Below are 26,096 nucleotides of genomic sequence, written 5' to 3'. Positions count from 1 at the left end.
TAAGTTGATAGGCATGTGGTGCTATCCCATTGCTATTAAGCTAAGAATTTAAGTGTACTATCATTTAAGGGAATACTTAAGATACAAATAAAATATCTTTTCCATATCGTACTGTTTTATTGAAGTCTATTCCGAGTTATAGCTAGTTCAATGCGACTGTAAATTCGGAGTTCGGTGCGCCAGCAAATACAACCGTTCCGTTCTCTGGTAGTTTCACTTTGTTATTATTACTAACAACGCTAAAATTGACGCATACTCCATTCTCATCATACACCGCGAATGAACTTCCTGATGGCAACTCCACATTCATCGTTTTCCCTGCTGCCTCTTGCGGAATCGTAAACCATTTCGCATGCCCGTTTTTTTGCAGTGTAACTTTCGATAATTGACCTGCATCAAGGGATTTTACGTTAGATTCACTGACGTATAAAAAGCTGGCCATCTCCATATATTCATTATCATTCTCTGTATAGAAATGAGCTTCCGTCGTATCCCGCCCATACATCACAGGAATCTGAATTTGATGCGTCGCCGTATTCGGACCTGTAATTTTTTTGCCGTCCCAATACCCATCCTTGGTTGTAATTTGTGTGTTAAGAGGTATTAGTTGTCCTAGATAATTTATAGAGTTAAATTTTTCGTTAACAAGGTAGAACTTTCCGCCCTCGCGCTTCGCCCATGCAGCAGCTGTTTTCTTCGGCAACACATTGTTTTCTAATTTTTGGGCTAAATATTGAGTCAGCACAGTTTGCCCCAATCCCGGCGATAATTCATATGTGCTCTCTCTCAAATAAACTTTTCCATTCTTCTCAGTAACGAAGTTAAGCTTGGAAGTACCCTTCTCATTTATAAAGCTTCCATCCGCCGTATATACATATTTTTCTTCCGGTTTAGTTGGTAAAAACAGTTCTCCCTTCTTCGTAATTTCTATTTTGAAATGGCTGCGGCTATTTCCATAAAAACCCGCTTTTTTTACCACGTCTTGAGGCACTTTAGCCTTGACTGGTTTGCCGAAGGATTTATCTGGTTTTATATCCTTAATTGTCCCTTTCTCTTTAAGCCTGGCTAGCAGTAATTTGTTTGCTAACAGTTGATTTGTCATGCTGGTGCCGCCGGAGGACAATACAGCTGCTGCCATCTTCTGTTCCGGAAGCACGACCAATGTAGCATGTTGTAGTATCGTATCCCCACCCTTAGTCAACGCTTTTATCCCATATTCACTGAATGGGTATAGTTTCACACTATCCCAGCCAAGACCATAGTTGAACATATTTCCGCTATCTCCCGGCCATATTCCTTTTTTATATTCTTCTTGTTCCATCGCCTTGACCGCTTTATTAGAGAGAATTTCTTTTCCCTGTCCCATAAATATTTGTGAGAATCGCACCACATCTTCTGCAGTAGAAGAGATTCCTCCCGTACCAATCACATTCACCATTTCACTTGGAAGCTGTCCCTGGTATGTCGGAGAATACAGTCCAGCCCGCTTTTCGTCTTCCCATTTGTCTTGCGATGTTATCGTATGATTCAATTCTAATGGCTCTGTAAACTTTTGATGTAAAAATTTAGTAAAACTCATACCACTAACTCTTTCTACCAAGATCTCAGCCAGTGTAAAACCGTCATTACAGTATACTGAGAACTCACCTGGGTCTGCCTTCAAGTTTTGGTTGGACAATTGTTGCAACAAGATATCATGGGCATAAGCATCATTATCTTTAAATGAAAATGCATTATTGAACGTCGAACCTTGCAAACCCGAGGAGTGATTCAACAGCATACGCGGTGTAATACGCTTATATCGTTTATCTTTCATTTTGAAATCAGGAATATAGCGGGCAACAGGAGCATCCAAATCAACTTTTCCTTCGTCTACTAGTTTCATAACAGCAGCAGCCGTATATACTTTACTGGTTGAACCAATTCCGTATAGAGTATCTTTGGTTAGTGGTTCTTTCCCTTCTATGTCGTTCTTACCTGTCTGCCCTGACAAAATAAGTTTACCATTATCAATCAGCGCATACTGTACGCTAGTCGTCTCATAGGACTTCGTGAGCAGTGCAGCATTCTCTGCAGCAATCTTCTCCAAATCTTTGCTAGCAACTTCTTGGCTAGATACAACCGGAGTCTTACTGCTAGAAGACGCTATCGCTCCTGTTGGTAGGCTCATCATTAGAGCTAAGGTAGCGGCTAACACCCCAGATAATTTATTTTCCATAAAAAATGCCTCCTTAGATAAATGATCAATTTCATCTTTTATTTGTTCAATTACAAACATCACATAAACTACTATTCTGGTTTTATCCATACTGTCGTAACAAACGGTAAACCTCTCTTTTTCACATGTACGTTAGTACCATAAATGATTTTTTATTTAGAATGCGCTTATTACTAGTTTGGTTTTCGTATAAATAAATCCTATTTATCCTCCCTCTTTTGTGCTTCTCTATATTTGTATCCTACACAATAAAAATTTCTTTTTTCTTATGCATTTCTTACAATTTCCTTACGTTCAAATCACTTCTATAATTAGGTAGGTTTTATTTTAAAATCTCCAGGATAATAAATGCTTATATAATCCCACGATTTCATAGAAGATGGATTCATAACCCTGCGCCAAATCATCATGCGCATCTCTGCTATTTCCTTGGATTCCCCCTTCAACCTTTACAACAGTTCTAGCCGGCATCAACACTTCTTCACGTTCTTATAAGATAGTAATAACTAATCAACTCCTTACCTGAAAATAAATGAATATAGAAAAAGAGAGATAAGGTTAAAATACCTTTATCTCTCTTTTTCTCTCGCAAATTTTGCGAAGGATTTTTTTGTGTGAGTCCCCTCACCATCAATTTAAGAGTAAAAAAGAAGGGGATTATCCCCTCCTTTTTAAGCTTGCTCCGACTGTCGGAATTATTTAATATACCCACGATTCAGTTCCGTTAACTTTTCATTAATGTTAAAAATTCTTACTCTAATATCTTTAACACCAGCTGCTTCAAGTCTGTTCTTGTGCATTTCAGCGTATGTTTCAGCATCTTGTTTTTCTTCAAATACATAAATGCCTCCAGCTTCTTTTGTTTCTTCATTCTCTGTCCATATTTTCCAGTGGAATCCTTCTTCTTCATTAATACTTTTTGCTAAATCCAAAAATGCTTTTTCCATTTCTTCACCAAAAGGACCTTCAAACGGAAAATCAGCCTGTAATAAATATGCCATTTTCACTCACCCCTATTTTCAATATTTTTCAATTCGAATGCAGGTAATATCTTAAATGAGTACGGTTGTTATTCCTGCACTCAATTGAAATTTCACCTGTATTTTCACAATCCCTGCCAAAGTTGATTGTGGTTCAATTATTTTATCCAGGGAAAGCCTGTGTTCAATTAAAGTATTTATTAATGTGGCAACAGTTCTATGATAAATAACCACACTATCGTCAACAAACCAGTTGTGTACTCTGATTCCTTCTTCTTGATAATTATCTAATGCCCCCTGTGATTTATTACCATCCTCAGTTGTTATCCAATGGTTGCTTCCTTTGCGAGGTGTTGCTATTGTGTGTTCGGTTGAAAAGATAGCACAATTTTAATTATGATTTTGTTTTAAACAATCCGTTCTGAGACACTACTCTTCTGCTAAAATAGCGTAATAATATTCATCCCACCATTCATTTCCATGGGGTATACACTTCCTGAAATATCCTTCTCTTCTCATTCCAATTTTCTCCATCAATCGGTATGATGGGGTATTTTGTGGCTGGCATGTAGCTATAATTCTATGTAATTTCATTTCCTTAAACCCATATTTTAATGTAGCTTGTGCTGCTTCAGAAGCATATCCTTTATTGAAATATTTAGGATTGAATACCCACCCAATCTCATAAGTATGCTCACCAAAATATTTATGAAAAACAATATGACCAATCAAAATATTTTCATCTACCAGTATTACAGGAAAGTTCTCTGCATTTTCACCCATATTTCTATTTACAAAGTTTCTCGTGTCTTCTTCAGTAAAAACCCCTTCAGGTATGTATTTCATAACATTGCTATCTGATGTATACTCATGGACAGCTTGCCAATCTTTGAACTCAAAATTTCGTATTAATAATCTTTCTGCTCTTATAAACATTTACTGTTCTCCTCTCAAAAAATCGTTTCTTTATTTCAAATCCACATTCAACCCTTAAACTAAAAAGAACTTGTAGGAATCCCTGCAAGTTCTTTGTTGTGTATATAAAGCATAAAGATTATTGCATTTTGAATCAACATGTACGTCCCTTTTATTTAAAAGTAAGAAAACCCTATATTCAATAAAAAATACAGGGTATTTATAAATCAGTTTATTTTGTTCAAAGTTATACTTAGTCGAAAGAAATTCGTGAATGAAATATTACTTATCTAATTAAGAAGAATTTAGATTCCGGCCCAAACATCTTTTCCATATCGCCCTTCATCTTGCACACGATCCAACCAATTCCTTGCTTCTTGTTCACTGACTTCATGAATTTCTTGATATGCTTGACAAAGGGTGTCTTCTACATCAGGAGCCATTTTACTTCCATCACCACATATATAAAGATGAGCTCCATTATCTAATAACGAAATTAAATTGATTCTATCTTGTTTTATTACATGCTGTACATATGTTTTAGGATATCCTTCTAGGCGAGAAAAAGCTGTATGTAAAGAGATTAATCCATCTCTTTCATCATTTTCTAGTTCTGTACGATAAAGATAATCCTTTTCAGGATGACGACAACCAAAGTATAGATGCGCTTCTCCTAAGTTCATACCTTTTTGCTTTTGAACACGACGTGCTTGTAAGAATCCACGGAATGGTGCAATTCCAGTACCTGGTCCAACCATGATAATTGGTGTTTCTGGATTTTCAGGTAATTGAAAGTTTGATTGTGGCGTTCGAATGAAACAAATAATCTCATCTTTATTATGACGCTGAGCTAAATAATTAGAAGCGACTCCTTCATATGTCCCTTCCCCGCTCCATGCAGGCGCATTTACAACACCAACCGTAATGCTGATACGATCCTGTGCAATGAGTGGAGAGCTTGAAATTGAATAGTAACGCGGTTTGAGCGCCGGAAGAAGTTCTAAAAAACGTTCAAATCGGATTTCACAAGCCTCATACTTTTCAAGAAGATCCAACATTGAAATACGTTTCTTTAATATTTGTTCTTGATAAACTCCGTCTTCCAATAATGATTCCAATTCCTTTTTATGAGGAGGGCATACTGTGAATGTCACCATTTCTCGTATTTGTGCTCGAGTGGCTGCTTCTTGAACTTCGACACTATAACTAAGAAGGTCATATAAACGAACAGGACTGTCTAAAGGTATGTGATTTACACTGCGCCCACTTGCGCTTAATATGACTTGATCCTTCCCGTTTAATCCAAAGCGTTCTAAAATTCGGTTGACATTTTTCTCACTATTAATTGGTAGCACCCCAAGGTGATCTCCTTCTTTATACGTTGCACCTTCTGGCAAGGATATCTCAATATGTCGCGTGCTTCTTTCACTGCTAGATGATTGAAGTTCACGATTTTCCAATATAGATGCATAAACTGCTTCATATGTTCGCGCAAGAGGAGATCCTCCAAGACGGCTGACAAATTGCAGACTCAAAGTACTGCGTTCTTTCTCCATGTTTTTGTTAAGTTCCAATCCAAATGCCTTCATTGCATCAGACCACATACTCTGTTTCCATTGCTCGAGCTGTTCCTCGAAATCACCACTTGCATCCGCTTCTCCGCGTGTAGAAAATCTTGTTGCTCCTTTTTGAGCCATTTGCTCATCAATGTATCTTGGTATTCGCTGATAGGTACTAGCCCAATTATGGTCTCCACAACCAAAAACTGCGTATTGAACACCTTTTAGCTCATCCGGTTTTAATTCTTCCAACCATTGCACAAACTGTCCTGCATTACTTGGCGGTTTTCCATTATAAGAAGAAGTTACAATAAGAACCGCTCCTTCTTTTGGCAAACTTCCAATTCGATCGTTAAGAGCTGCCACTTCCGTTTGAACACCTTCTAAACTAGCTGTATCTGCTAGCTCTCTTGCAATACCTTCTGCTACCCCTGTATCCGAGCCATACAGAACAAGAAGCGAAAGATTATCGGCTCCAATAATAGAAGGAGTCTTCTGAACTTGCTGCTTGATTTCATGGTTTTTCAGTTTCTCCTCTACAGGCGCAAGAACAGTAGTATGGCTAATATTTTGATTTCGAGGTACAATCCTAATTTTAAAATCACCAGGCTTTAGCGTTAATGTTTGTTTTACGTCCAGCTGATAGTCTTCATAATCGATGAATTCAAAATGTTGAAGAAGCATTCCCATTACGAGTGTCGCTTCATGAAGTGCAAACTGCATACCGATACATGCTCGTTGACCATTTCCAAATGGCTTATAAGCATGATGAGGAACCTTATCCAGATCTTCAAATCGTTCGGGTTGGAATTCTTCCACATTGTCTCCCCACGCGTCTTTATCCCTATGTAGCTGTGGAATAAGGACAGAAATACGATCTTCTCCTTTCTTAATTGGATATTTCCCACCAATCACTGTATCTTCTTTTGCATAGAGACTGAATGCTGGAGCAGTAGGCCATAGACGTAGCGATTCATTTAAAATCATCCGGATATACTTAAGTTTCATAACTTGTTGATATGTTGGAGTAGGATCTGTCAAAACACGGTCTACTTCTTCATAGGCTTTTTTCAATTTATCTGGATTCTTTAATAAAAAATAGATTGCAAAAGATAACAATCCACTTGTTGTCTCATGTCCAGCTATTAAGAAGGTAATAATTTGGAAACGAATATTTTCATCATCTAATTTTTCACCAGTTTCCGGATCTTGCACATGTAACATACGGGAAAGTAAATCATTTTCTTCCTGATTCCCACTACTTTTACGTTCAGCAATAATATTATCTACTAAAGAAAACATGGATTGAATATCATGTTGAAATTGACGTTTCGTTCTCCACATGAGTTTATCTTCTATATCCAGCCGCTGCAATTGGTGCATTGCCTCATCTAGAGCACGGGTCATGCTAGTAATAAAAGGATGAGGGATCTCGCGATAAAAGCTATTAAATCGGTAATTAAAACCACATAGACCAATTGTATCTAATGTAAGGCGAGTCATATCCTCTGGAACATCTACGTTTTCATTCGGATTCAGTCTTGCCCATTTTTGAACGAGTTGTACGGCAATATCGACCATCATGGCATGGTAATCTTTCATTGCCCGTTGGCTGAATGTAGGCATCAAAATATTATGAGCTTTTTTCCAGTTAGGCTCTTGAGTCTCACTTGTAAATAATCCGTCTCCAGCAAAGGCACGAACTTTCGCTAAAGCACCGTCTATACTTTTATCAAATCTTGTTTCGTCACAGACTTCTGCTACCAGTTCATGTCCAGAAATGACAATGATCGTATCACTTAAAGTTTGAATTTGAAAAATGGGACCATACTCTTCCGCTATCTTGATAAAGGATAAGGTCGGTTTATCTTTATCGATTAATGGGAGGTTCCCCAGCGGTCCATATGTTTTCGGCTGAGGAATGGCAGATACTTTTTTATCCATTATAAAAACACCCTTTCAAAAAAACATGAAATAAAATATCCCAGTCAATAAAAAGAACATAGCAATGAATCGCCTGGGATAAAGATATGTAATTGATTACCTTATTTTATCTTTTCCCTAACTATTCACGATTATGATATTGCTTATAAGGTTGGTAATCTAAGTTGTTTGTTGCTATTAGATTTATAACTTGCAGAAAAAATACGAAATTAAAATGAAACGTATTATTATAATGTTTATCAGAAATTGAAAACTAAAGATTGTAGTATTTGGAAAGCCAATAATTTCTAATGAAAAAAGATCTGATATGAAGATCAGATCCTTTTTTCACTATGTGTAATTATTTCACTGTTTCTTTCAATTCTTTTCCCATTTTAATTATCAGCTTCTGAGCAGCAAAAAACTCGTAGAAATCATTATGTAGAGTTTATTTCACTCTACCGATTTAACCTCTCGACTGCTTCCGGGCTTGTATCTACACGTTTAACGAAAAAAACTAATAGTAGTGCAACAACATTCATGCCAAGCGCTACATAGAATGAATATTGAATTCCGGATAATAAAGCCTTCTGAGTTACTATTACCTTCGTAGCTTCTGTGAAGGTTGTTGGATCTAATTCAGACATTAGACTTTCAGCTTTTGTTTTTGTTACAGAATTCATAATTGTAACAAGAATAGCAGTACCAATTGAACCGGACACTTGTTGAGCTGTATTATTAACAGCTGTACCGTGCGGATTTAAGCGAGTTGGCAATTGATTAAGACCATTTGTCATAAGTGGCATCATCACCATCGCCATCCCAAACATCCGTAGCGTATAAATAAGAATAATATGTGTGTGGCTAGAGTCGATTTGCAGGTTTGCCAGCATATAAGTTGAAACGGCTGTAATGGAAAGTCCCACTATACCAAGAATCCGAGGGCCATATTTATCGAATAGTTTACCTGTAATTGGTGACATAACTCCCATTATTACCGCACCTGGAAGCATCATCAGCCCAGAGCTCAGCGGTGAAATACCGCGGACATTTTGTACATAAGCTGGTGTTAAAATCATACCCGAAAACATGGCTACTGCGTTGACAATTGCAATTACAGACGCAAGTGCAAACATTGGGTACTTGTAAACACGTAAATCCAATAACGGTTCATTCATTTTTAATTGACGGATAATGAAAGCAATTAGGGCAATAGCGCCTACGATTAAGGTTGTTAAGACAACTTTATTCGTCCAACCATTGGAGCTTGCAGAACTGAATCCATATAACAGACCGCCAAAACCGACAGAAGATAATAGTAATGAGAGATAATCCAGTTTTGCATTTTTGTTTTGTCTCATGACATTCTCCGATTTCCAAATCCCTAACAGTAAGCTTATGATTGCTAACGGTAAAATCATTTCAAAAAGCAAGCGCCAGTCATAATACTCTACAATATAACCCGATAGTGTCGGTCCAATTGCTGGGGCTGTAATCATAACTAATCCAAAAATCCCCATTGCTGTTCCCCTTTTTTCTCTTGGAAAGCTTACTAGCATAATATTCATTAACAAAGGTCCCATGACTGAAGAACCTGCTGCTTGAATCATCCGGCCAGTAAGTAATAAACCGAAGTTCGGTGCTACAGCCGCTAAGGCCGTACCAAGAATAAAAATCAACATGGATGTAATAAATAAACTCCTATTGGAGAAGCGGGTTATTAAAAATGCTGATGCCGGAATTAATATCCCACTTACAAGCATATATCCTGTAGAAAGCCACTGAATCGTTGAATAATCTTTAATGTCTAAATCCTTCATTATTGATGGCAAAGCTACATTTAAAAGCGAGTTATTTAGAAATGAAACAAATGCCCCAATAAAAAGGATTACAAGCATTACATATGGTGGTTTTCTTTTATGTAATGTTTCACTCATATATTTATTTGCCCCTTCATTATAAATTCCATTGATTAATTTCAATCATTTACATATCTGCACAAGAATACATTACCCTTGCAGTATTTTGCCATACTCTTCGAATGGATATTCTCTTTTTCGCAATTCTACTTGCCCAACTTAACATTTTAAAATTTTTTTTATTGATTAAACCTTTATAAGCGCGTTTGTTAACCGAAATTAAATTAGCCTGAATTTTGAGGTGAAGTTATCTTATTGCCCACAAATAGCAGGATAACTCAACAAGACAAGACCACAGCTATTCCTTTAAATACAGGCTTGTAAATCTAGTTATGTAACCATCCATAAAAAGGAATATTACATAGGCTAAGTCTAACATTACATTTTTACAGTAAGGGGAATAAGCTTATGCACCAATATCGGTATTTGAATTCAAAAGGAAATCAGGAGTATTATAATCACCAAAATTCAATGTCATCATTATATGTACAGCCCCAAATAGCTACAGCTGAGGGAATGAATGATTTGAAGATTCCTGAGAATTGGAGTTATCGCTTCTATCCAGTTGGTTCGGATTCACCAGCCAATTATACAGCTTTCCATCCTCAGTCCCCTCCCTTCTCTTTGGATCAGCCAATCCATTATGCAGAGATGATGCCCCAAGGACATCCCGCTAATTGGCCTCCATTCCCAGGCCATGCAGGTAATTTTCAAAAACCTCCCTTACCCTGGGCTCAACCATTCAACCATACAGGGATGTTCGCACAAGGTCATCTTGCCGCCTTACTCTCACCGCCAGCTAAGGCTTTTAAATTTAATAGCAATAACTGGGGTATTTTCGGAAACTCTCCAGGATGGGGAGGGCAGATAAGTCCCATGGGATGGGGGAATAACGGCGGTTACGGTCAGCCAGGAATGCTTGGAAACTTACTTACAGTAGGAAAAGGCACTATGAATGGAATTGGAATGCTTAGTAGTCTAATGGGTATGGGGAAGTTCTTTTTTTAGTGGATTAGAACGAGAGGATAGGTCCATATCTCAAACATGCCCATCAGTGTATTGATTATATGGTTCCAGTACTCCCTCCAAGTTCGGTTCCTCTTATGTCAAATTATAAAAACATCTATTGCCTTGTATGTGATAACTTGATACAGGTATGGTGGCATCAACAAAACACTACAAAAAACCGGTTCCTTTACGAAAGAACCGGTTTTTGTAGTTCTTATTTCTTTGAAAAGTAGTCAAATCTTTTTTTCATTATTTAACACTTTGAACACGGCCAATTTGTCCATCTTGTAGTCGAACTTTAATGCCGTATGTATGTGTTTCACTATGTGTCAAAATGTCTTTTACAACGCCACTTACAGTTTTACTATAATCATTATCCAATTGAATAACTACATGCGAACCAACTGAAATTTGTGATCTTGTTGGTTTCCCACCTGTTGCTTGTGTTGGTTTTTCTTGTTTTTGTGTTCTCTCCTGTTGTGTAGACTGCTGTTGCTGAGCTTTCTTTTCTTCTTGCTTACGTTTTTCTTCTTCTACTTTTTGCTGCTCTTCTTGTTTACGTTTTTCTTCTTCTACTCTTTGCTGCTCTTCTTGTTTACGTTTTTCTTCTTCTACTCTTTGTTGCTCTTCTTGTTTACGTTTTTCTTCTTCTGCTCTTTGTTGCTCTTCTTGTTTACGCTTCTCTTCTTCTACTCTTTGTTGCTCTTCTTGTTTACCTTTTTCTTCCTCTACTACTTTTTTGTCTTCATCCACTTTTTGCTCATCTGGTGCGCCCTTTAATTTTTCTTCATTACCTTTACAAGCCCTTAAAGCAATTACACATAAACTCATAAGTGCAAATAATAATAATTTCTTTGACATTTAAAAATCCTCCTATATATACATTACAAATTAATAACTTTCATAGCATAACAAAAACACAATCCTTTCTTTGTCAAAATTTGTCGTATATATTTATTTTCTACTAAGACACTGACACTACAATAAAAATGGAGATTATTATATCGATTCGTGCAAAAAATACGCTCGCCTGCTAGTCAAGTAAACTTAATTCATGAAAACCTTCATCTATTTAGTGAAACCATTGAAAAAACATTAATAATCCCAAATATTTTAATTAACATAATCTATCACTTACAAGCAATAGAAAAGGATCTTTCAATTGAAGATCCTTTTCTATTGCTCATTTAACTAAAAAAATTGGTTAACTACATAACGCTCTTCTAACTTTCCTTGCGAAGCTTAGCGGATCATCAACGTCTTCAATATTAACGTAAATTAAATTTGGATCATCACATAACCACTCATTGTGTATAGACGAAACAATTATCCCTTGTTTAATAATAGTAGCAACAAATCCATTGACTTCTTTTTGTAAGAGCGCTACCCGGCCTAGACATAATGCCCGTCCAGTTTTATTATCTCTTGATTCGAATGAGAAGGAACTTGTTACTCTAAAACGTTTTCCTAAGATTGTTGCTCTTATTTCATCCCGATTTATTGTTGCTACACATTTTCCACCGGCAAACCCTTCTTGGCCACCGATAATTCTTGCAAACTGTTGACAAATTAATTCATCATTACACGCCATACCTTTCATCATCCCCCCTTTTACTGTTAAGTTATGAATGAATACAAAGGTCTGAAACGGTAATGAATCTATTCTATTACAAAAAAGATTTTCAGAACCTAACGAAGTCTATTATATAGTGAGACATTTTTAGAAAGCATAAAAAATACACCCTAAGGTGCCATCCTACGACTTGAAAATCCTATCTATGTATGAAAAAAATTTAGAAAAGGCCAATACAAAAGAGAAAGTTCTAACTGTAATGTATAGAGTGCTTACGATATTAAGAATCCCCGTTATATTACTTTCTGATCAGTCTCGTTAAAGCCATCCCAAGAAATCCAACACCCATTCCTATGAGCCATCCAGTTTGGGCATTACCTAACATAGATCCCACTCCTCCGCCAAGAAACATGCAACCAACGAATACTAATCCTCCAATTCCCCAATTCGGCCGTTCCATAGTTCATTCACATCCTTTCAGTAAAATATATGCTATTTGCTACCTCAACTTTCTTGCATAGGATGGTTATTTATTTTGCGTAGTTTTAGTACTTTCAGGGAATTCATAAGATGTAGAGAATGAGCCATTTAAATAAATGGCAGAAGGATGATTTGATTATTTATATTACAATACCTTAAGAGCTATGGAACAAATTCTTCAACTAATCAACTAATAGAAGCCTGGAGATTTTCCACAATCAGTAGCTCGTCGCTATCAAACTAAAATTTCATTTGAGGGAAGAATATATTTGTTTACATGATAGCAATGGGATTCCTCCAGTATTTCGAACAAAAACCACACTAAGCACATTTTCATACAAAAAAGCCGATTTTTGTCCCACTAAGGATAAACCGGCTCATTGTAATTGACCTTGAAGGATTCGTTATATAAATTCGTCATTTTCATCAAAAAACATAGCTCTAGCTAATACACTTTTATCCGGTTTTTGGTTAATAGACACATGTGATTTAAATTATCCTTTGTTATATAGACCAGTCATCTGCCACATTTCTTTTTACATATATTTTTTAAAAGAAGGTTTCCATTCTGATAAATCCTTATAAACAAACGTTATGTTGTTACATATTTCCTCTGCAACTTCGTACATATGTTTTATATCATTAGCCGTAAATAATATAGACCCTTTGCGTTGCGTGCTATCTACAATAGTTGGTATGGTGTCGCCCTCTTTTACTACTACATCAATTAATACGACCTCGGATATGTTAGTTAATCCTTTATACTTGATTTCTTTTAAGCAACCTGGTTTTGGAATCAAGCTTAAAGACATAGCTTGACATTTTGAAGGTAGACATCTAAATTCATCTATAGTCTCAGTAGCTAGCGTATCATAATAGTATCCAAATTGAGATATGCCAGTTGTTAGTTCCACCATATTCCAGATGTTGCCACCACCTATTCTAACTTGAGACTCTATAATTATTGGTTTATTGTGTTTGTCTATCTTTATTTCTGTATGAGTAATGCCATTTTCCATTTGCATATCGTCCAAAAATAACATTACTTTCTCCATAATGAATTGTTTTTGAGATTCATCTATAGGTGCCGGCATAATCGTATAGTTTATTATAAATGTATCTTCTTTACATACTTCAGCTGATATAGCAAGTATAGAATGTTTTTTGTTATAAGAAACGGTTTCAACCGTATAAACTACATCCCCTTCAATATACTCTTCCACTAAAACAGGTAGTTGAATACCATTTTCTTTAATAAACACCCCTACGTCATCTCTCGAGTCTAGCTTATATACTCCTTTACCCCCTGCCCCAATCGGCAGCTTTATTATAACACTATCTTTTTTATTCAAAAATTCATTAATGTCTTCAGTGTTATTACAAACTATCGAATCTATTGAAAAGTCTTTACCTGCTAGCATTTCACGCATCATGTCTTTATTGCGAGTTATCATATTAGCATTGTAAGAAGGCCCTTGAACATTAAAAATCTTTGCAATTACGCAAGCTGTATCTAATGCTATTTCGTTAAAAGATACGACCACCTGAAAGGGTTTCTCTTTAAATAATTCTTCAGCATAGTATATAGATAAGGGTATGTTTGTTATATCTAATTCTTTTTTATAGAAACATTTTTCTAAGATAACTCCATCAAAATATATGTGTTTAGCGTAAGATCCTATATACGAAACAGTATACCCACTATCTAATGCATCTTGTATAGGTTTTGTCCATCCCCCTATAAATAAAATGTGTGGTTTATTTTCTATGTCATTTCCTTTTAATACCTTATACATCATAATCATCCCCTCTCAAATGAACTCGTATATTCAATGTCAGTTCCTTTTGATACGCCTCGTCTTAACAACGCCACTAAACACAATGTTGTTCCGAAACCTCCTATAAATAACGTAGTTTGAAGCCCGAATATAGAAATTAAAAATGCACTAGTAAAACTTCCCAATGCCCAGGCTCCCCAATTAAGCGTGCGCTGTACAGCATTTACTCGACCCAGCATGTGATTTGGTGAGGCAAGTTGTCGTATAGTTGCAGCGTAAGGGCCAAATACACCTTCTCCCATACCATGTATGATACTTGCGGCTACTATACCGTAAACTGTTCCCGTATATCCCATTATTGGTATAAAAGCCAAACCGGTAACTGATACAGTAGCGCTATAAATAAGCATTTTTGTATTATTAATTTGTTGACTTTTTTTCATGAGAACCGTATTACCTATTAAAAATCCGACCGCTGCTGAACCTACAACAAACCCTATTTCAATTTCAGATAGACCCATTACCTTATAAAGGAATATTACTAAAATACTATTTAATATGTATTTAAAAAAACCGTAAACAGCACCACATGTCACAATTGGCTCTAATACAGGGTGTTTTTTGAAATATATCAAACCCTCATATATGTTTTCGTATATGGATTTTATATTTACGTCTTTTAAAGAACCCTCTGTATGCGGTTTAAACTTTGAAATATATAATACAAACATAAAACAAACAAAATACGTTACTGCGTCAACAGTAAACGATCCTGTTAATCCGACTAGAGTAATGACGATTCCAGCTAGCATAGGACCAATTACTATAGAAAGAGACTCCGAAAGTGCTAGTTGAGCATTTGCTTTTTTTAAGTTGTCTTTATCTGTTACTATTTCCGGTAAGAAAGAAGGAATGGCAATGTTGTAAAACGTGGTGAATATTCCATTTAAAAACATGATAAATACCAGTAAAGGGAACGTTATTATATTTGTTACAGTCAGTATGAATACTGATAAAAACAATATTCCTTGACATATACTACAAATTAGCAAGACATTTTTCCTATGGAAAATGTCTATTAAAGCACCGGCTACTAACCCGAAAATTAGATAAGGGACGAATATAACCCCACGAAGTATAGCAGCATTTGCTTCACTTGTTTGTAACACCTCTAATGCAAAAAGTGGCAAAGCTACTATTGTAAACTGAGTACCTAATAAACTTATAGACTGTCCTAGCCAAAGCTTGTGAAAATTAAAATGTTTGCTATCTTTCATAATATCCCCCCGTTAAATCCATCTTTTTAAATGATCAACTTTACGATATAAGTCAGAGCCGGCAACTCCTATCTTTCAACTAATATCTGTACCACATAAAAATTCGAAACCTAATATAAAATCGATTCTAGTTTCAAAATGAAGACTAGATGTTTAAAAATCTTCTAGCTAATGAAAAGCTCATCTTCCGAAAGATACTTCCGCATTTGTTTATAAACCAATTGGTATACTGATGGAATTCACTTGTAAGAATCTAATTGTTAATTAGTTTGTTTCGAATTCATTTCCCAATCGTATGTCACTTTGCATCACCTCCAGCATCAGTATAACCTTGAAGGCACGCTATTGTACGCATTTTGGAATGTAACCGCAAGATAACGAAGCTACGATGACGAAATAAATGGATTTAACCTTGTCATTGGAGGACATATTTACATGACAATTGATTAAAATAGATCATGCACTATGAAATAAATTTTTAGATAAACCAAAATAACATGCAAAAAGCCCCTTCAAAATTTGAAGGAGCTTTTTAATATATAGAAATTAGCTTAAATCAAAGATAACATCTCTTGAAGGGGGCATTTTTTATTATTCATGTTTATTGGGGAGCCTTCGTTTGAAGCAACTTTAACCCCATACCAATAAAAATCAGTCCTGTTACTTTATTTAGAATCATTCCTACCTTTTGATTTCCTCTTAATTTTTTTGTGACATAGGAAGAGAAATAAGCAACAAATAAACACCACAATAGTCCCGTTACTGTAAAAGTAATTCCTAAAATGATAAAAGGTATAGGACCTGAAGCCTTTGTATCTATAAACTGCGGCAGAAATGCAATAAAGAATAAAGAGACTTTTGGGTTCGTAAGACTTGTTAAGAGTCCTTGTAAATATATCTTTCTTTTGATTTACAACCGATAAAACTGATGTGGTATACCATTCGTATCACGGAGCCAAAACTCACTATTGAATAAGTAAAGCCCCAGAAATCCAAAGATCTCTGGGGCTTCCTTATATATTTAGCTCTTTTTGCTTTTTGTTTTGTTTATGTCTATACAGCAATTTTCGACTTATTAGTGAAATCACTAATAAGATTAGTATCAATCCGAACAATTGCATAAATGATAAATCAAAATATTTAGCACCTGTAACGATTAAAAGTGTAGAAATCGTGCCTTTTACAACGAAAAAAATAATAACCCATAATCCGCCTTTTTTCCAATTCATTTTCTTTTACCCTTTCCTACTTTTAAATTCTTGAAAAAATTAGTGATAGTTTTTGAATGTGACACCTTAATAAAAATCTATTATATTAGTAAACTTTTTCACGAAAATCATATCTATTTACATACGACGATTCCATAATAAATGAAAATGATATTCAGTGTCAATTTTATTGACTATTTAAATACCTATCATCTCCATCTCTTTTCAATTTGTTTCTTATAGGCAATGAACTCTTGTCTTCAAATAAAAACACCTCCATTACATTTGCACACTTAGTATGCGAATGCAAGAGGTGTTTTTTCCATGTACCATCAGATGCTTTATTTATTCGTTTAAGTTCTTAATACGTAGCTATTTTCTAGTACACAATAACTGGATCATATGTGTTCAAACTATCATATACAGTTTTTGCAACGTTAGGGAGAAGATTTACACACCCGCCTGATCCTCCTGTTAAATAAGCATTACTTCCCCAGTCTTTTCGCCAGCCGGCATCGTGGAATCCTTGACCGCTATTTGTGAATGGAACCCAGTAATCTACTTTCACTGCATAATCAGCTTTCCCTACTGCGCTACCTCTTAGCGTATATGGTGTTCGTTTGTATAGAACGTACCACACACCTGGTGATGTATCTTCACCTGTGCTATGTTTACCCGTTACTACATTTGTTGTGAGGACTAATTTACCCTCTTTGTAAATCCAAATTTGTTGATCTGCAATTGAAACTTCTGCATATGTGTCTCCGATGCCATTATTCAATGTTGTTTTATAACCGATTCCTTCCTTCTCCCAACCATTTCCGTGAATATTAGAAGCAGAAAGTGATTTTTCGCCTTTCTCAAAGGCTTGTTGAACTTGTTTTGTCTCTTTTTCAACATCTAGTGCCCAGCCGTATCCTTGACCTTTTACTGAAATGACCGAACCAGAATGTGTTTTAAAAGCGAAGTCTTTATGTAATGTAGATTTAGCCTTATTAATTTCAGCAACCTTATTCTTAATTTCGCTCGCATCGATTGTCACCTTCATATCTTTTGACATAGAGGCATTTTGAATTAAATCTTTCGCTTTTAACGAATACACTTCATCCTGCACTTTATAATCAACAGACTGCGTAAGAAGATTTTGTAATGCTTTCTCTTCTTTTTTAATAATCGGATCGTCTTCTTTAATAGGCTGTATGTATGCAGACTTTAGATGAATTTCACTTTTATGCTTCTGTTTATCATAATCTTTTAGTAAACTCTCAACGTTATACTGTTTTCCATCAACACTCTTCGAAATTACAATTTTTCCTTGTTCAAGCTTCGCCATAGCATCTTGAGGTGCTTTTAATTTTTCATTCATGGAAACAAGCTTTTCTTCTACAAGTTTTTTCATCGTTTCACTACGATACTGATCCGCTTCTTTCGATAACAATGAATACTCTTTTTCCTTTGAAGAAGGGAAAAATGTCCACTGGCTTTTTAATAGTTTCTTAACTTGCGGCAAATCTTTTTCCGTCAGTTCCGTCTTTGTCTCTTTTTCATCTAAAATTTGTTGTTGATCAATATAAACATTGTTTGCTAATCCAGATGTTTTTAATTTCTGTATTGCCTGATCAGCGCTTAAACCACCGACTTTTGTATCATTAATCGTAACATTAGAATTGAAGTGAGTTGCCTGATAATAGCTCATTCCCCCAAGGAGAAGTGCAAGTACTCCGCCACCTGCTGCGATAAGCTTCCAATTTGTAAAACGTTTTTTGGATCTTACCCGTTTTTTCTCAACTTCTTCAACAGATTCATTTACTGTATTGTTGTTCATCAATCTTTCCCCCGTATACATTAACGTCAATTGATTTTAAACCAAAACCATTGAATAGTGTACCTTATTTTCCCTGAAATTTCATTGTTTTAACCAGATTTTATCTCATTTAATCTATTAAAGTTAGATTTTTTAATAAAAAGATATATAAAGATGGTAAATAACGCGAAAAAGGACCACATCAATCAAGTTATTATGGGACCCATCGCATTTTGAAGAATGAAACTCTATAAACATTTTAACCTAGTAAAGTAATTTTTAGAAGGTCCAAGTTAGAGACAGGCAGCATAGAATATCTCTTATTTATGAAAAATATCCACAAAAAATGACCTACATGTAGACTCTTTTTTGTGAATATTTTAATGCCGCATATTTTATTAATTTAAATGCAAACCATGCTTCCTGCTTGTCACCAGGTTTCACAACGTTTACTATCAGCCTAACTAATTTCACCTTATAATCTTTATCATCAACAATTTCAAGATCCTTTAAACTATTATATATGTTTGTACCACGCTTTATTGATACGTTTAATCTTTACAGGTGTTGAATTTTTAGACTCATCCTTTGTTGTAACCTTATTATTAGAACATCCTGCAATAGCGAGACAGCATGTAGCCAATAAAACTAATACTATTAATTTCTTCAAATAGCCACTCCTATATAAGGGAAATATTATATTAAGAAAATTAAACATAACATCGAATCTCTATAAAAACAATATATTTCCTAGTTTTATTATCCGTTGGTAGATTAAAGCACACCTCAAGGAGCATGAATCCAATGTCTAATTTCCATTTTATCCGATTCTCAATGTTTATTCCAACATAAAAAGATAGCTATTATTGTTGAAAACTAATTATCTCTCAAAATGAAAAATATGAACTGAATTCCTATAACCCAATATACGTTTATTCAGCTAACTTTTCCCCTGTAACAATCCGAAACAAAGTAGCTGCATTTTTTTCTTCTAATTGAGCGTACCGATTACCACCCGAGATGATTTCTACTTTATCCTTATTAGGGCTTATCCAAATTTGATACAACACAGCTTTCGCCTCTATTTTCGGATTTTTAAATTGAAAAACAAAATGATAATCAGCTGGACGAGACATTTCCACTTTTTTATTTTCAAAAGTAGTATCCTTTAATATTTTCTTTACTTGCATCACTTCATTATTATCTGTCACTACCTTAAAATCTTCATATTCATTATCACCAATATTTTTTTGCACTTCGATTCTTTGCTCTTCATTTTCTAGTCCAGTTGAACATCCGGTTATTATGAATATACAGATACTAATCATAACTAGAGGCCAATTTCTAACTTTCATATTAATACCCTCTTTTCAATACAAAATATTTTAATTTGTAAAATAAAGGTAATTAATTTAAACTTAAAAATATAAATAATAAAGAGAAAGGAGTATCGTTCCATGCAGTTAAAAACATAAACTTGGAAAAGTTATACGTTTCTTCTTGTAAGTATATTCATTACTATTAATCTCTTTCTCTTCACACCTATTTTAGACCGAGTTGGAGTAGAATATATCGTGCCTTTCGCCTACTTCATATTATCTTCCGCTGTCATAGCGATCCTATTAGCGGTGATCTCTTTTTGTAGCCGAGCTGAGAAAAAAAATTTTAGCCATTATCGGGTTATGTTTTACTCTATTTAACACAGCGATCATTTTATTTTTCCTTTGGTTTGGTTACCATTTCACTTAAGTGAAATAAAAATAAATCCCATAAGCCACAAATAAAATTAGTAAAATAGAAATGCTGAGTACCGTGTATATAATCCATTTTAAGCTTGAACTCATATACGCCCTCCTCTCACCTTCTAATAATTCCATTATATAACAAAAAAGCATTGGATACCCAATGCTTTTTACACTTACGCAAATAAAGACGTATTCGCATATAAAGCTGGTGAACCACCTGAATGTACGAATAAAATGTTGTCTTCTTTTTTAAATGTACCTTTTCTAATTAAGTCGATTAGTCCCGCTACTGCTTTACCTGTATACACTGGATCCAGTAAAATACCTTCTGTTTTCGCAAGTAATTGCACTGCTTCCACCATTTTCGGCGTTGGTAACGCATAACCTGGTCCTACATATTCATCAAAGCATGTAACAGCTTCGCGCGGGATAAAGTTTGGAATACCAACGTGAGCTGACGTTTCATCTACAAGTTTTGCTACTTTCTCTTCTTGCTCTGCTTTTCCTCTACTTACGTTAATTCCGATTACTGGAATGTTACTTTGTGTTCCAGCAAAACCAGTAATTAAACCAGCATGCATACCGCCGCTACCACTTACGCAAACGACTGAACTGAAATCAATTCCTTGGTCAAATGATTGCGCCATAATTTCTTGCGCACAAGCAACGTACCCCATTGCGCCAGTAGGATTTGATCCACCGACCGGAATTACATATGGTGTACTACCTTTTTCACTAACTTCTTTCGCGACTTTATGCATCTCTTCCATAAGATCTGCTCCGTTCGGTACAACAATGACATTTTCAGCACCTAGTAAATGATATAAGAAATAGTTTCCGTTAAAATCTGGCTTCTCTTCTGGCTCAAGCCCTTCTTCTAATACAAGAATACATTTCATTTTTTCTTTTACCGCAGCTGCAAGTGTTAGGCGGCAATGATTTGATTGAATGCCGCCAGCTGTAATTAACGTATCTGCACCCTTTGCCTGCGCATCCGCAACTAGAAACTCTAACTTTCTCGTCTTATTACCACCAGCGGTTAAACCAAGTAAATCATCTCGTTTAAAATAAATAGTCGGCCCGCCAAGTGCCTCAGAAAAATTGTTTAATTTCTCAATTGGTGTATATGATTCTGTATATTTTTTTCTCGGGAATTTAGCTAAATTCATGAATAACGCTCCTTTGTACTTCTTTCACAATATATGTAACGATACTATTATTACATGTAAAAATGATGAAGTCATCTTTCTGGGATAAAAATGTGTTGGAATTCGGCTTTGGCAAATGGAATTGCATTAAAGGTTTTATCTTCAATACGGTACATGAAATTATAATAATGATTTTAACCATATTACGGTACATGAAATTTATATCGACGATTTTTCAAATATATCGTTCATAACTTGAAATATATCAACGATTTTTTCAATATATCGACGATTCGACATAAGATATCGATTTATCGACAAAAACTGACAACGAAAAAGGACCCACTCGATAAAAAGTAGGCCCTCTTCCAATCATTTATTTGCCGAAAAACGAAGTAGCTGTGTTAATCCTGGTTCTAAATTCATTTCGCCTTTATGGCGTACGTATACGATTTTGTCCCCGTCAAATTTGGGTGGGTTTCCTGGATTATAAGTATGCCACTCGTCCGTTCCTTCTATAGCGTACTCCATGTATTCTGTTGCACCGACGATTACGTTTTTACTATCATCTGCCGTTACATTTGGTGCCATTTGTGCAATTTTCGAATCACTAATTAATAATTTCTTTATTTCCTTATCACGTTTGTAATCGTAAGCTGTCACCATTACATCGCTGCCATATGCTTTCACTTGCAACCCTTGTTTGAATGAATAACCATCAGGAGCAGTCTTCTCTCCTCCATTTGGTCCAGCCGACATCCAGCCCGTTTCAATACCACCCGTATTTACAACTGTAAATCCTTTTTTATCTCCGCCTGCAATTTTCTTTTTACCAGCCCAATCCGGTAAATTTAAATCCCAGTGCGTGTGGCTCGTGAAGAAAACAACTTGCGGGTAATCTTTTAATATATCGTACAATTTATCCACGTTTAAATAGTCATTTAAATATGGTGACTGTCTTGATCCAGACACAGTATCAGGTAAAACGTGATGAGAAAAAATGAAAATCGGCTTGTTTTTATCTTTTTGACTATATTCTTCTAAATTTTGTTTTAACCAACCTAATTGTTCATCACTCATAAATACTTCATCCCACATTTTTGAATCGTGGTATTTCATATATTTTTCAGTTCCTAAAAATAGAAGCGGATAACCGTCTAATTCTTTTTTATGATATACCTTTTCTTGTCCACTAAATTTCAGATAGCGGTTAAATAGCGTTTCTTCTGTTACACCATTTGGCCATGTACTTTGAGATAACTTCCCATCAGCTGTCCATTTTCCAGCGTAAAACTCATGATTCCCAACAGTTGACCATACATTCTCTGGATGCTTATTTTTGTTTAGCACACGCTTTACATCATCATATTGTGACTGCTGTCCAGTTGGTGTTATATCCCCATTCATAATAAGCGCTCTAGAAAGTGGCGTCACTTTGTTCATATCTTTTAATACATGATCAAAATCTCCTAAATCCCCTTGAATGTCACTAATAACGTTAAAAGTTGTAGCCGATTTTCGAACTTGCTCTTTCCCTTCCGCATATGCTGAAAATGTCGGTAATAATGCCGTCATAACCACTAACGAAGCAACTGTCTTTTTCATACAAATTCTCCCCCTAATAATAAAATGTACAAACTGACATGTTCTGCTTTCTCTTAGGTGCTTGTCCAATTCACATTATAGGGAGGCATTGTAAAGATAGATGGAGTTAAAAGTTAAGTGTTTTTTAAGAGATTTTGTCGTTTTTTGCAAACCACAATTAGCGATTCACGCCAATCTAGCTTTCTAGCCTTAAACATTACATACATGTAAATTTTGATATTAAATTTTTTCGTTTCATCCGTTGTTTTTTATTACTTTTAATTTTCGGGAAAAATCCACTAATTAATAATGTTATAATCCATACCATTATTAGAATAAAATTTATTGTATTACCGGAATTCAAGCTGAAAACTCTCCACAAATCGGCAGCACAAAAAACGAGAATAGCAGTAATAATAAGTATAAATGTCCTAACTACTAATCCGATGTAGGATTTCTTCACTTGCTTAAAAATGAAACTTCTTCTACCTTTGTACAATCTAACTATAAATAGCAGCAAATATAAACCAAGTGTGGCTCCAATAACAATTGATATAATGGAATTACTTTTTCTCTGCTCAGCTAGAGCGACGTAACTTTCAGGTAATTTTCCCGTTTCATATTCAATCCATGCGTGGTAAATATCCTGTCGTAAGTCTATACCACCATCACCATTTGTAAGTATTACCAATCCATCCTTTGTATTAGGAATGAAACCATAAAAAGAATGCCAGCCTCGATTGTCACCAGAATGATAAAGTAATTTCCATTGATTAGATAGTTTTTTTTCAAATATACCTAAACCATTCTCCCCTAATACCGGCTTTTGCATTTCTTCAACACGTTCACTTTTGATGACACCATTCCCTTTATTATGTGCACCCATGCTTGCAAGTATCAATGTCATCATATCCGTAACATTTGTCTTAAGACCTGCAGCAGCCTGTTCGGTAAATTGGTAACTAGCGAGCTCCTCTCCAAAATATCCATAGACTTTCGAAAGATTAGGATTTTCAGGACGTTGTAAGAATGAGCTTGATTTCATTCCTAAAGGATTCATAATTTGTTCTTCCATATAACGAGTAAACGGTATTCCGGTAACCTCTTCAATTACAAGTTGTAAAATTGTATATCCGCCACCAGAGTAAATTGTTTCTGAACCTGGTTTATTGGTAACCTCCACTGATTCATTAAGCCATCCTTTTCCAGATAGAGACTCCTGGATAGAATCAAGATGTTTCCCTGGTGCAACCCCAAGGTATCCTTTATGTGCAGACAGCCCTGCTGTATGACTTAATAATCTTCTGATCGTGACTTCATTATTATTAAACTCTGAATTAGGTAATTTCCATTTTGTCAGATATTTTCCAACGGGATCATCTAGTGATAAACGACCTTCATCTACAAGATGCAAGATTCCCCAAGCTGTAAGACTTTTAGATATGGAACCAGCCTGAAACAAAGTATCATCACTCACCGCTTTTTTTGTCTTTTTATCTACATAACCGTAGTTAAGTGTATAAGCAATACGCCCCTCATGTACAATTCCTATTGCAACCCCTGGTACATTATAATTCCCCTGCCATTTTGGTACCTGTTCATCTAGCTTTTTTTTGAAATCCTCTATACTCCTATCAGTCAACGTGCCCGATTCTGCCCTCACCACATTTGTAAACCATGCTTCATTCGTAATCAATATGCAAATGATTAAACATAAAATGCTTTTGCATATTATCGATGCTTGTTGTCTATTCTTCATTTGTCCTACCCCTTTTTCAGAATATTCTATCCATCAATCAGAGTATCCCATTCCAATATCCCGTTCTATCGATTTTTATTACTTAACCTTACAAAATTGTAATAAAAACCAAAGTAATACATACTTAAAGGGTTTACTGATTTTTTATCCGAGGACAATGAAATTCATCAACAAGATAGACATGAGGTTATATTTATGGTTTCAGTTAATGCCCCTAAAATACTAGTTCGGTTAATCAATTGGATATATTCTACACTACAAATATTCATTTTATAAAAAGAAGAACCCACACATTTTGATTAAAATGTGTGGGTTCTTTTGGCTTCCTTAAATTTTCATGAAAAAGATTGATTATTTTATGTAGCTTACTAAAAAAATTTTGTTCAATTAACTAACAGAACAAGATTAAACACTTAACTCGTATTAGTAATTTTTACTGTTTCTGTTGATAAATATAAAAATACTGCCTAACACACTTAATGAAAGTGCAAAATATAACAACAAATCAGGTAGAAATTGCAAAGGAATAATATCAATTAATTGTAAAACAATAATGGCAAGGATACCTAAATATAAAATATTGTACAAAGCATTATTTGTTTTATATAGAATTTCTCTTCCTCTTTCGTCATTTGCTTCATCACTTGATTGAAATTTTATTACATACATCTTACTTATCACTATTAAACCAAATAACAAAATTTTTAACAACAACATATGTATCACTCCTCTAGATAATCAAATACGTCGGTTAACGGCTTTTCAAATGCATTTGCGATTTTAAAGGCAAGAATTAGAGAAGGGTTATATTTATTCTTTTCAAGAGTAGCGATAGTTTGACGACTAACTCCCACTCTTGTTGCCAGTTCTTCTTGGGTCCAACCTTTTTCTGCTCGATAAACTACAATTTTATTATGCAACAATAGCAACACCTCTTTAGATAATTGTAATTTATTTTTTACAAATTGTAAATTATTTCTTACAATGTATTTTAAAAATTAAAAATCCTCATAAAAAAAGACATAAAGATTTCTCCCCATGCCTACTAATCTTTTACTTCTTTACTGTATGTACATAATGCGCTGTTTCAAAAACTTAATAAAGTGAGACTTTAATCAGTGGGGGTTTTCTTCATCCCCACTGATTATTAGTCGAACCAATCGGACTTTTATGGGCAGTTGATCCCCCACCTAACTTCTTTGCTTTCGCTGCATTTTG

General features: G+C 35.1%; 19 protein-coding genes and 3 pseudogenes. 2 read left to right on the top strand and 20 right to left on the bottom strand.

Annotated features, from left to right (window positions below; genetic code table 11):
• Nucleotides 1-142: 142 nt before the first annotated feature.
• The 6 genes and pseudogenes from ACTFRS_RS02505 to ACTFRS_RS02480 form a co-directional block, all read right to left on the bottom strand.
• The gene (locus ACTFRS_RS02505) at nt 143-2,218 is read right to left on the bottom strand and encodes a serine hydrolase domain-containing protein (protein ID WP_440024352.1); all 2,076 of its coding nucleotides are present in this window, start codon (nt 2,216-2,218) and stop codon (nt 143-145) included.
• A gap of 695 nt (nt 2,219-2,913) precedes the next feature.
• Nucleotides 2,914-3,219: a monooxygenase gene (locus tag ACTFRS_RS02500; RefSeq protein WP_440024354.1), complete on the bottom strand. Its 306-nt coding sequence runs from the start codon at nt 3,217-3,219 to the stop codon at nt 2,914-2,916.
• A gap of 99 nt (nt 3,220-3,318) precedes the next feature.
• Nucleotides 3,319-3,579: pseudogene (locus ACTFRS_RS02495) on the bottom strand (SAM-dependent methyltransferase); the annotation flags it as partial.
• 48 nt (nt 3,580-3,627) lie between these two features.
• Entirely contained in the window at nt 3,628-4,134 is a 507-nt protein-coding gene (locus tag ACTFRS_RS02490; protein WP_139866064.1) for a GNAT family N-acetyltransferase, read from the bottom strand.
• 284 nt (nt 4,135-4,418) lie between these two features.
• Nucleotides 4,419-7,616 carry a bifunctional P-450/NADPH--P450 reductase gene (gene cypD, locus ACTFRS_RS02485; RefSeq protein WP_242293812.1) on the bottom strand — a complete coding sequence of 1,066 codons (3,198 nt, stop codon included), beginning with the start codon at nt 7,614-7,616 and terminating at the stop codon, nt 4,419-4,421.
• A gap of 437 nt (nt 7,617-8,053) precedes the next feature.
• Nucleotides 8,054-9,532: a DHA2 family efflux MFS transporter permease subunit gene (locus ACTFRS_RS02480; protein ID WP_440024356.1), complete on the bottom strand. Its 1,479-nt coding sequence runs from the start codon at nt 9,530-9,532 to the stop codon at nt 8,054-8,056.
• A 390-nt stretch (nt 9,533-9,922) separates the two neighbouring features.
• On the opposite strand from ACTFRS_RS02480, the gene ACTFRS_RS02475 reads away from it, so the two are divergent.
• Entirely contained in the window at nt 9,923-10,522 is a 600-nt protein-coding gene (locus tag ACTFRS_RS02475) for a hypothetical protein (protein WP_139866067.1), read from the top strand.
• A gap of 249 nt (nt 10,523-10,771) precedes the next feature.
• Here the strand turns inward: ACTFRS_RS02475 and ACTFRS_RS02470 are convergent, their stop codons facing one another.
• From ACTFRS_RS02470 to ACTFRS_RS02430, 9 genes and pseudogenes are all read right to left on the bottom strand, one after another.
• Nucleotides 10,772-11,383 (bottom strand): YwbE family protein, encoded by a 612-nt coding sequence (locus ACTFRS_RS02470; RefSeq protein ID WP_440024358.1) that lies wholly within the window; start codon nt 11,381-11,383, stop codon nt 10,772-10,774.
• A gap of 343 nt (nt 11,384-11,726) precedes the next feature.
• Nucleotides 11,727-12,113: a DUF1259 domain-containing protein gene (locus ACTFRS_RS02465; RefSeq protein ID WP_116733364.1), complete on the bottom strand. Its 387-nt coding sequence runs from the start codon at nt 12,111-12,113 to the stop codon at nt 11,727-11,729.
• 280 nt (nt 12,114-12,393) lie between these two features.
• Nucleotides 12,394-12,555 (bottom strand): hypothetical protein, encoded by a 162-nt coding sequence (locus ACTFRS_RS02460; RefSeq protein WP_033691926.1) that lies wholly within the window; start codon nt 12,553-12,555, stop codon nt 12,394-12,396.
• A gap of 556 nt (nt 12,556-13,111) precedes the next feature.
• Entirely contained in the window at nt 13,112-14,371 is a 1,260-nt protein-coding gene (locus ACTFRS_RS02455) for an ATP-grasp domain-containing protein (RefSeq protein ID WP_440024361.1), read from the bottom strand.
• A 5-nt stretch (nt 14,372-14,376) separates the two neighbouring features.
• A complete protein-coding gene (locus tag ACTFRS_RS02450; protein ID WP_440024363.1) occupies nt 14,377-15,630 on the bottom strand; it encodes an MFS transporter in 1,254 nt (417 codons plus the stop codon).
• A gap of 601 nt (nt 15,631-16,231) precedes the next feature.
• Nucleotides 16,232-16,534, bottom strand: a pseudogene (locus ACTFRS_RS02445) (LysE family translocator); the annotation flags it as partial.
• Between the two features lie 109 nt (nt 16,535-16,643).
• A complete protein-coding gene (locus ACTFRS_RS02440; protein WP_318160580.1) occupies nt 16,644-16,859 on the bottom strand; it encodes a hypothetical protein in 216 nt (71 codons plus the stop codon).
• A 358-nt stretch (nt 16,860-17,217) separates the two neighbouring features.
• Nucleotides 17,218-18,663, bottom strand: a complete 1,446-nt coding sequence (locus tag ACTFRS_RS02435) for a L,D-transpeptidase family protein (protein WP_440024365.1) — start codon at nt 18,661-18,663, stop codon at nt 17,218-17,220.
• 911 nt (nt 18,664-19,574) lie between these two features.
• Nucleotides 19,575-19,997 carry a hypothetical protein gene (locus ACTFRS_RS02430; protein ID WP_139866080.1) on the bottom strand — a complete coding sequence of 141 codons (423 nt, stop codon included), beginning with the start codon at nt 19,995-19,997 and terminating at the stop codon, nt 19,575-19,577.
• Between the two features lie 153 nt (nt 19,998-20,150).
• Here ACTFRS_RS02430 and ACTFRS_RS02425 point away from each other — a divergent pair.
• Nucleotides 20,151-20,391, top strand: a pseudogene (locus tag ACTFRS_RS02425) (hypothetical protein).
• Between the two features lie 169 nt (nt 20,392-20,560).
• Here the strand turns inward: ACTFRS_RS02425 and ACTFRS_RS02420 are convergent.
• From ACTFRS_RS02420 to ACTFRS_RS02400, 5 genes are all read right to left on the bottom strand, one after another.
• Nucleotides 20,561-21,556, bottom strand: coding sequence for a D-cysteine desulfhydrase (locus ACTFRS_RS02420; protein ID WP_440024367.1), 996 nt, complete (start codon nt 21,554-21,556; stop codon nt 20,561-20,563).
• Nucleotides 21,557-21,907: 351 nt separating this feature from the next.
• Nucleotides 21,908-23,140 (bottom strand): DUF4073 domain-containing protein, encoded by a 1,233-nt coding sequence (locus ACTFRS_RS02415; RefSeq protein WP_242294530.1) that lies wholly within the window; start codon nt 23,138-23,140, stop codon nt 21,908-21,910.
• 196 nt (nt 23,141-23,336) lie between these two features.
• A complete protein-coding gene (locus tag ACTFRS_RS02410) occupies nt 23,337-24,878 on the bottom strand; it encodes a serine hydrolase domain-containing protein (RefSeq protein WP_242294529.1) in 1,542 nt (513 codons plus the stop codon).
• A 423-nt stretch (nt 24,879-25,301) separates the two neighbouring features.
• Nucleotides 25,302-25,595 carry a hypothetical protein gene (locus ACTFRS_RS02405; protein ID WP_000925447.1) on the bottom strand — a complete coding sequence of 98 codons (294 nt, stop codon included), beginning with the start codon at nt 25,593-25,595 and terminating at the stop codon, nt 25,302-25,304.
• Between the two features lie 5 nt (nt 25,596-25,600).
• A complete protein-coding gene (locus ACTFRS_RS02400) occupies nt 25,601-25,801 on the bottom strand; it encodes a helix-turn-helix transcriptional regulator (protein ID WP_139365247.1) in 201 nt (66 codons plus the stop codon).
• Nucleotides 25,802-26,096: the final 295 nt, after the last annotated feature.

The sequence above is a fragment of the Bacillus cereus group sp. MYBK139-1 genome (assembly GCF_051916915.1).
Taxonomy (GTDB): Bacteria; Bacillota; Bacilli; order Bacillales; family Bacillaceae_G; genus Bacillus_A; species Bacillus_A pacificus.
The sequence above is the reverse complement of the archived record's forward strand: the minus strand, read 5'-3'. Positions and strand labels throughout refer to the sequence as shown.